This window comes from Bacteroidales bacterium (genome assembly GCA_014860585.1).
Taxonomy (GTDB): domain Bacteria; phylum Bacteroidota; class Bacteroidia; order Bacteroidales; family 4484-276; genus RZYY01.
The window spans coordinates 1-7,685 of sequence record JACZJL010000015.1; the positions used below are offsets into that span (position 1 = coordinate 1).

General features: G+C 40.7%; 6 protein-coding genes. All 6 read right to left on the reverse strand.

What is annotated here, in order from left to right:
• Positions 1 to 278: HU family DNA-binding protein (locus tag IH598_01705; protein MBE0637218.1), on the reverse strand; the 278-nt coding region annotated here is incomplete at its 3' end.
• 627 nt (positions 279 to 905) lie between these two features.
• Entirely contained in the window at positions 906 to 2,120 is a 1,215-nt protein-coding gene (locus IH598_01710) for an IS4 family transposase (GenBank protein ID MBE0637219.1), read from the reverse strand.
• 94 nt (positions 2,121 to 2,214) lie between these two features.
• A complete protein-coding gene (locus IH598_01715; protein MBE0637220.1) occupies positions 2,215 to 3,147 on the reverse strand; it encodes a hypothetical protein in 933 nt (310 codons plus the stop codon).
• A gap of 132 nt (positions 3,148 to 3,279) precedes the next feature.
• A complete protein-coding gene (locus IH598_01720; protein ID MBE0637221.1) occupies positions 3,280 to 3,663 on the reverse strand; it encodes an HU family DNA-binding protein in 384 nt (127 codons plus the stop codon).
• 2,256 nt (positions 3,664 to 5,919) lie between these two features.
• Positions 5,920 to 6,288 (reverse strand): transcriptional regulator, encoded by a 369-nt coding sequence (locus IH598_01725; protein ID MBE0637222.1) that lies wholly within the window; start codon positions 6,286 to 6,288, stop codon positions 5,920 to 5,922.
• 130 nt (positions 6,289 to 6,418) lie between these two features.
• Positions 6,419 to 7,618 carry an alanine dehydrogenase gene (locus IH598_01730; GenBank protein MBE0637223.1) on the reverse strand — a complete coding sequence of 400 codons (1,200 nt, stop codon included), beginning with the start codon at positions 7,616 to 7,618 and terminating at the stop codon, positions 6,419 to 6,421.
• Between the last annotated feature and the right edge of the window lie 67 nt (positions 7,619 to 7,685).

Below are 7,685 nucleotides of genomic sequence, written 5' to 3' on the forward strand. Positions count from 1 at the left end.
GCGGTTTCGGCGCTGTCGCTTTTCAGGTTTACGGTGAAGGTTCCGAGCTTGCCTAGGCTCACGGTGTTGCCGTCGGCCAGCTCATCGGCCACGGTTTCGAGCAATCCCATGATTACGGCATACACATCGGTGCGGCTCACGGTGCTGGTGTTGGCAATCAGCCGCGAGAGCTTGTCAATGTCGGTCTTGCCCGTTGCGGTGGCAATGGCATAATACCTCGCCGGGTCGGTGGGCTTTTGCAGGTTTTTGCGTGCTGTGGTTTTGTATTTAATGCTCATAAAGAAAATGAATTAGATGGTTAATAATGAATGAACTCATGACTCACAACCCAACCCCTCAAATCTTTAGAGAACAAAAGTAAAAGTTATTTGTAATCACCAGGGCTTTTTTAACATTATATTTTCAGTGCCTTCCCAAATGGGATGTCTGCCGGGTTTTGAACTTCATGCTGAACATCCAAAAAAACATGCTAATAGAAAATTTTTTTCTTGCTAAGAGAAATTTTATTTGTTGCTAAGAGAAATTTTATTTATTGCTAAGAGAAATTTTAAAAGTATGTATTCATTTTTAAAAAGATGCTAATGCTTTTTTTGGGTGATGCTGATACTTCATTTCGGAGGTAACAATTGAAACCATTCGGGATTGGCTTCGAAAAAACGGAGAGGGTGTTTAACGTGCCGCCAGCAGCCGCAGCGCGGGTTTTACTTGTTATTTCTTTTCCTTTCCTTTATGGTTTACAGGTTTGGTGAATGCCAGCCTCCGGAAACTGCCTGCATCGTCGGTTAACGGTTTCGTTATGCAAAGTTGCAATTATAATCACTATTGTCCGGTAAAAGTAGAAAAATTATTTTTTCTTTTGCAATTATCTGATAATCAATAGCTATATTTTCAATTTTTCTTCATTTTTAAAAGTAAGCCCCCTCAAAAAGATTGGGCTGTCTCACCAAATCAGATGTTTTTTGCCAGTCTCTATCTGGATTTTCAAGGAAGTTTAGCAGATGAATGTAATTGAACAGGTGAATTTTGCAAAAACTCACCAGATTTGAAAATGCCCAACTCCTTTTCAGCCTTTTTTGTATTACCGTCATTAGCAAATTAGCAATCAGCGTACAATAGATCTGAATTTTGATGGCATTTTCATTGTCTCCCAGAAAATACTTCAACGGAAAGTTCTGCTTAATCTGCTTAAAAAGTATCTCAATTTGCCAGCGTAACTTGTATATAGCCGCCACAAAATCAGGTCGCAGTTCAAACAAATTGGTTAAAAACTCAAACTCGCGTTTTAAGACACGGTCGTAAAACCTTATTTTCCGGAGCTTTAACTTGCTTGTTGTTGTGCCTTCTTTTACTGTAAGTTCGATGATTTCATCCTGAAGAACGCCTGAATGAATATGCTCATCAATTTCATTCTCATAGATAGGCTCATAAACTGCATTGTCTTTAATTCGGGTAACAAAACCAGTTTCATTATCACTGAACTTTTTGAAGGCCTTGTAATCATTGTAACCCTTATCAAACACGAAAATAGTGTTTGGGTCCATTTTCAGTTTTTTCAACAAGACATGGTCATTTGTTGCTGAATTGGTAAACCAGACCAGCTTTGGAACCGCCTCATCAACATTAATCACAGTATGAACTTTGACACCTCCTTTGCGCTTTCCATCTTTTGGTTTTCGGCCAACACATTTTAAAATGTCTTTAAACAAACTGATAGTGGTGCTATCGAAAATCTCTATTTGCTTGTTAATTACATCCTTAATCCGGCTGTCCGAGAAAACATATCCATACTTTCTAAAGAGCTTGTTATAAATGATTCCGAAAACTTCGGCATCTCGTCGTTGGTTTGCATCGCCAAGCGTACTCCTTTTGGGAATGTGATCCAATTGAAAATGTTTGGTCTTGCCTGATAATCCTAGCATGGCTCCCGAGACCTCTCTTAATGAACAGCATTTTGCAAGCGCACAAAACAACATGCTTATCAAATGGTCTTTTGTTTTAAACCTCTTAACATACCGGTCGGAATCACAAGCTTTGCTGGCATCAGATATAATCTTGGGTTCAATTAAAGAAATCAGCTGTCCGAAAACGGATTGACCAAAAAAAAATGTAGTTTTGCTCATAGTAGTTTGATTTTAGCGAAGCAAAACTACTAAGAAAAGGAAGTCAGGCTATTATGGCCTGGCTCCTTTTAAATTTTTACCGGACAACAGTGAATTATAATAATTGATTTAGTTCATGCATTAATTCTGTTTTTGATTCAGATTTTTGAATAATATCCGATTCATGCTCATTTTTACCATTGATAAATTTTTCAATTTGAGCTTTTGCAAGGTTAATATCTGATGGAATAGATTCACTTTGACTTGAATCCCATGCCATTTGATAATGAGATTTAAAATAACCTCGGTACAAATCAGAACCACCTCGGATCAAAAAGGAATACGAATTATATGCAGTTGAATAATAGGGGTATGGATTGATCATCATATTCTTGGAAAGGGCAATCATAAAAATAGTTGGCGTTCCGCGATATAATTTAATGTTTAAATTCTGGGCCTTCGTTTTATGTTCGTTTCGGATTTTTGTAAAATACATTAAATTTTTAATTATCTCGGCTTCAATACCTCCGGGATCACGTCCTTCCTGTTGAGATCTATGGTGGGCTATTTCAGGATTCGTCATTAAAATATTGATTTTTACATTTTTTTCTAATAAATCGATTAACAGATCACGAAATTTTTGGTTTGAACCACTTGAATTATATCCAACACCAATTAGTCCTTTTAAAGAAGAGCCAACAATCACTATTTCATCATTTTCTTCTTTAATATCATACATCATTTTATCAATAAGCCTATCTCGATCATCTGATACCCCTTCAATTCCAGATGATCTAATCTGGGTCATTAAATTAAGGTCTTCAATAGGCTGACTCGCCACTTTATTTATCTCTATCGAAAGAACCTTAAGATGAACGATACCTAAAAATCCTGCAATAAAAAGACTCGCCCCAACAGCAACTAGTAATGAGCTTGTTGTAGAATCTAATTTAGCTAAAAAAGCGGCAATTATCATTATAATCCCAAAGACTACAATGATAACATTTGCTCCTAAATTACCTGGGAATAAAAATTTCATGTTTTTCATATGTTTAAGGTTTAGTGTTCATTGTAATTTTGCATAAACTCTGTAACCTTACCAAAGGTAACGAATACTTCCAAATCTGTCTGGGTAACCTTACCATTTGTTCCGGTTTATTTATTGCAGTGGCATTGGTCATCATGCTTTTTTCTCAAATTTGAGTGTTTTGAGCATGTTTTTAAGTTCGGCGCCGGGGCGGTAAACGATCTTTGCCCCTTTGATGGTAGCAGCGGTTACGGCATCGGCGGTTTCGGCGCTGTCGCTTTTCAGGTTTACGGTGAAGGTTCCGAGCTTGCCCAGGCTCACGGTGTTGCCGTCGGCCAGCTCTTCGGCCACGGTTTCGAGCAATCCCATGATTACGGCATACACATCGGTGCGGCTCACCGTGCTGTTGTTGGCAATCAGCCGTGAGAGCTTGTCAATGTCGGTCTTGCCCGAAGCGGTGGCAATGGCATAATACCTCGCCGGGTCAGCGGGCTTTTGCAGGTTCTTGCGTGCGGTGGTTTTGTATTTAATACTCATAAAGAAATTGAATTAGATGGTTAATAATGAATGAACTCATGACTCACTACCCAACCCCTCAAATCTTCAGAGAACAAAATTAAAAGTTATTTGTAACCACCGGGGCTTTTTTAACATTTTATTTTCGGTGCCTGCCCCAGTCGGATTTCTGCCGCGTTTTGAACTTCATGCTGAACATCCAAAAAAACATGCTAATAGAAATTTTTTTTCTTGCTAATAGAAATTTTATTTGTTGCTAATAGAAATTTTTTTCTTGCTAACCTTCATTATTCATAAACTTAGTGAATCTTTGTGTCTTTGAGCCTTTGCGGCAACTTTTTCTTTTTGCCACTCACAAAGTGATGCCTGTGGCACAAGACCCAAGACTCTAAGAATCATAAAAATGAAAGAATTTCATGAATTTTCCTGGCTAATAGAAATTTTAAAAGTATGTATTGTCTTTTAAAAAGATGCTAATGCTTTTTTTGTTGATCGCCAGGCTCAAACTTTGGGAGTCAACCGGTGAATCACCTGTAAAAGCCTCAGAAGTTGAAAGTTTGGCAGGTGTTTGAAAACATTCACCGGGTGACTTGCTCTGGCTCAAACGAGGGAAGCAGATCAATGGCAAACAGTAAAACCTTATCTCGATTTTCCATCTTAGTAGAAGTCGTAATGCATTAACAAACAAAACCTTATTTCCTTAATCCAGTATTTATCTGGGTGTTACAGAACCAAATAAGGTAATAAGGTTTGTATTGATCCGGGGATCATCTTTTCTACTAAGGTGTTTTTTATTGATAAGGTTTAAATTTTAAGCCACGCTTGTTCAGATGAGGTCCAGCCTCGTCTGGTCTATCATGTAGGCTCAGGCCTGTTACGAGCAGTCACCCGGTGAATCATCTGCAAATGCCACAAAAGTTGAAAGTTTGGCCGGCGTTTGAAAGCATTCACCGGGTGACTTGCCCTGGCTCAAACGAGGGAAGCAGATCAATGGCAAACAGTAAAACCTTATCTCGATTTTCAACCTTAGTAGAAGTTGTAATACATTAAAAAACAATACCTTATTACCTTATTCCCGGATTTATTGAATGGTTCAGAACCAAATAAGGTAATAAGGTTTGTATTAATCCGGGGATCATCTTTTCTACTAAGGTGTTTTTTTATTGATAAGGTTTAAGTTTTAAGCCACGCTCGTTCAGATGAGGTCCAGCCTCGTCTGGTCTATCATGCAGGCTCAGGCCTGGCACGAGCAATCAACCGGTGAATCACCTGTAAAAGCCTCAGAAGATGAAAGTTTGGCCGGCGTTTGAAAGCATTCACCGGGTGACTTGCCCTGGCTCAAACGAGGGAAGCAGATCAATGGCAAACAGTAAAACCTTATCTCGATTTTCAACCTTAGTAGAAGTCGTAATGCATTAAAATACAATACGTTTTACCTTATTACCATATTTCCGGGTTTATTGGATGTTACGCCTTCCCCCAAAAGTAATTCATAATGTCACCCTTTCAGGGTTTTGATGACCTGTTGATGACTTGTTGGTTATAATCATGCCACCCTTTCAGGGTTGATCTGCGAGAAAATAACGCTGCCTCACCCTTTAGTCTGCTTCTCTGACATGCAGGATAACAAAGTCGCGATCCTTTTTTCAATCCCGAAGAGCCTGTCCCGATCCCCGGGAGATGAAATGATTCTAACAAGAGGATGAGTGTTGGAAGCGGCAACCCCGAAGGGGTGACAGTTCTCAAAACCCTCGATCAGAGGAGGCTCCGGCCTTTTCTGGTCTATCATGCAGGCTCAGGCCTGGTAAGAGCAGTCACCCGGTGAATCATCTGCAAATGCCACAAAAGTTGAAAGTTTGGCCGGCGTTTGAAAACATTCACCGGGTGACTTGCCCTCGATCAGACGAGGCTCCGGCCTGCCGGTTTGATGCTGCAAATCGTTAATCAGGCTGGAGACTAAGCCGAACGCTGCTTAGGCGCTTAGTTTACAAAACTAACTCCCGTACGTAAGGGATTGTTTACATTGTTAGAATTTTTAACTGCCCCTCCGATCGGGGCGCCTACTGATTCACGCATGGATTTTCTCTTGGCCAGCTAAAAGTTTTTACTCTGCGGTTCTTTGCGCCTTCTTAGCGTATCTCTGCGGTAAAAAAAACATGAGGTTAAACCGCAGAGTTTTTACGCAGAGAGCCGCAAAGCTACAACTTGATTATCCCCGACGGGCTTTTCTCTCACAGGGAGAAATTTAGACACTGGGCGACGAAACTTAACCGCACTCTATCTCGTCAGTTGATAGTCACTGATTAACAATTCCGGTGAAAGATTTAATCTGACAGTCAATTTTCGGATCATTTCAACTGTGAGTTTTCGTTTGCGATTTAATATTTCCGAAACACGACTCTTTCCTCCGATTTCATTCACCAGATCAATCTGTTTAAGCTGCATTTCTTCCATTCTTATTTTAATCGCTTCAATTGGATCTGGAGCTTCAATTGGAAAATGTTTTTTTTCATATTCGTCAATCAACAGGCCAAGAACATCTGCTTCGTCGCTTTCTGCAGTTCCAATTTCTGCACTAAAAATGGTTTCAAGCCTTTTCAATGCCAGGGTATAGTCAGTTTCTGTTTTTATTGGTTTAATTTCCATGTCTTCTAATTTTAAATTGTGTTTGCATCAATCTTATCGTATTCAACATGAGTTCCTATGAAACGGATAAGGAAATTGCTGACAAACGGGTTTTGGATTGAAGATTTGATCAGCAGGCTCCTGAACTGGATCAATGAAACGCTGCCATCAGCAAATCCATATCCTGGTAAGGCAACCCGAAATATTCCCCGATGATTTTGTTTGAAAGTATGCCGTTGTAAAGATAAACGCCCTGTCTGAAGTAGAAATCGGACGACAGCAACTTGTCAATTCCACCAAGATCGCCGGCCCGGATAAGCATAGGAGCGAAAAAGTTACTAAGGGCAATGGATGCGGTGTTGGGCACACGGGAGGCAATGTTAGGTACACAGTAATGGGTTACGCCATGAACACGGAAGACAGGCTTTTCGTGGGTTGTTGTAAACGAAGTCTCAGCGCAGCCCCCCTGGTCAATACTGACATCCACAATCACCGAACCTTCTTTCATCATCGCCACCATTTCCGCGGTAATTAAAATCGGTGAGCGATGATGGCGCGAATGAACCGCACAAATCACCACGTCAGCGTTAATCAGCGCTTTTTGTAATTCAGCGGTTTGCACTGTGGAGGTAAACAACCCCTGGCTGACTTCAGATTTCAGCTTCCTCAATTTATAAACATTGTTGTCGAAAACCTTGACCACTGCCCCCATCCCGATGGCCATTCTTGCGGCATATTCACCCACAGTGCCGGCGCCCAGTATCACCACTTCAGAAGCCGCTATTCCGGTAAATCCGCCCAGCATACGGCCATTTCCAAACTCAGGATGGGCAAGGTATTCTGCAGCAATCTGAATGGAGGCCGTTCCGGCAATTTCGCTGATAGACCTTACAACAGGCGACGCATTGGTTTTATCTTTAATGTACTCAAAAGCAACGGCTGACATTTTTCGCTGGATCAACTTCTGAAAATACTCCTTTGTCTGCGCATTCAGATGGAGGGCGCTGATCAAATATTGCCTTCCCCTTAAGTAATCAATTTCGCTGTCAGACAAAGGCGCCACCTTTAAAATTATATCAGATTTGAATACCTCCTCCGGGGTCTCGGTAATAAATGCCCCTGCTTCAGCATATTCATGGTCGGAAAAATGGGCGGCAAGGCCGGCGTTACGTTGCATCACTATTTCATGTCCATGTTTTACCAGTGTTTTCACCGCATCCGGTATCAGGGCAATACGGTTTTCCTGGAATGAGGACTCAAACGGAAGCCCGATGGTGAGTTTCTTACCTGATTTTGTTATTTCGAGGGTCTCCTCCTGCGGGAGCAGTTTTTCTCTGGCGGCAATATTCATAATCTAAAGTATTTACTTGTCAATCAAACCATTTGATAAAGCGTTTCAAAAGTAAATACATTTTTTG

Coding starts and splice junctions, on each gene's coding strand:
- IH598_01710 (MBE0637219.1), bottom strand. CDS start 2,120: ATGAGCAAAACTACATTTTTTTTTGGTCAATCCGTTTTCGGACAGCTG.
- IH598_01715 (MBE0637220.1), bottom strand. CDS start 3,147: ATGAAAAACATGAAATTTTTATTCCCAGGTAATTTAGGAGCAAATGTT.
- IH598_01720 (MBE0637221.1), bottom strand. CDS start 3,663: ATGAGTATTAAATACAAAACCACCGCACGCAAGAACCTGCAAAAGCCC.
- IH598_01725 (MBE0637222.1), bottom strand. CDS start 6,288: ATGGAAATTAAACCAATAAAAACAGAAACTGACTATACCCTGGCATTG.
- IH598_01730 (MBE0637223.1), bottom strand. CDS start 7,618: ATGAATATTGCCGCCAGAGAAAAACTGCTCCCGCAGGAGGAGACCCTC.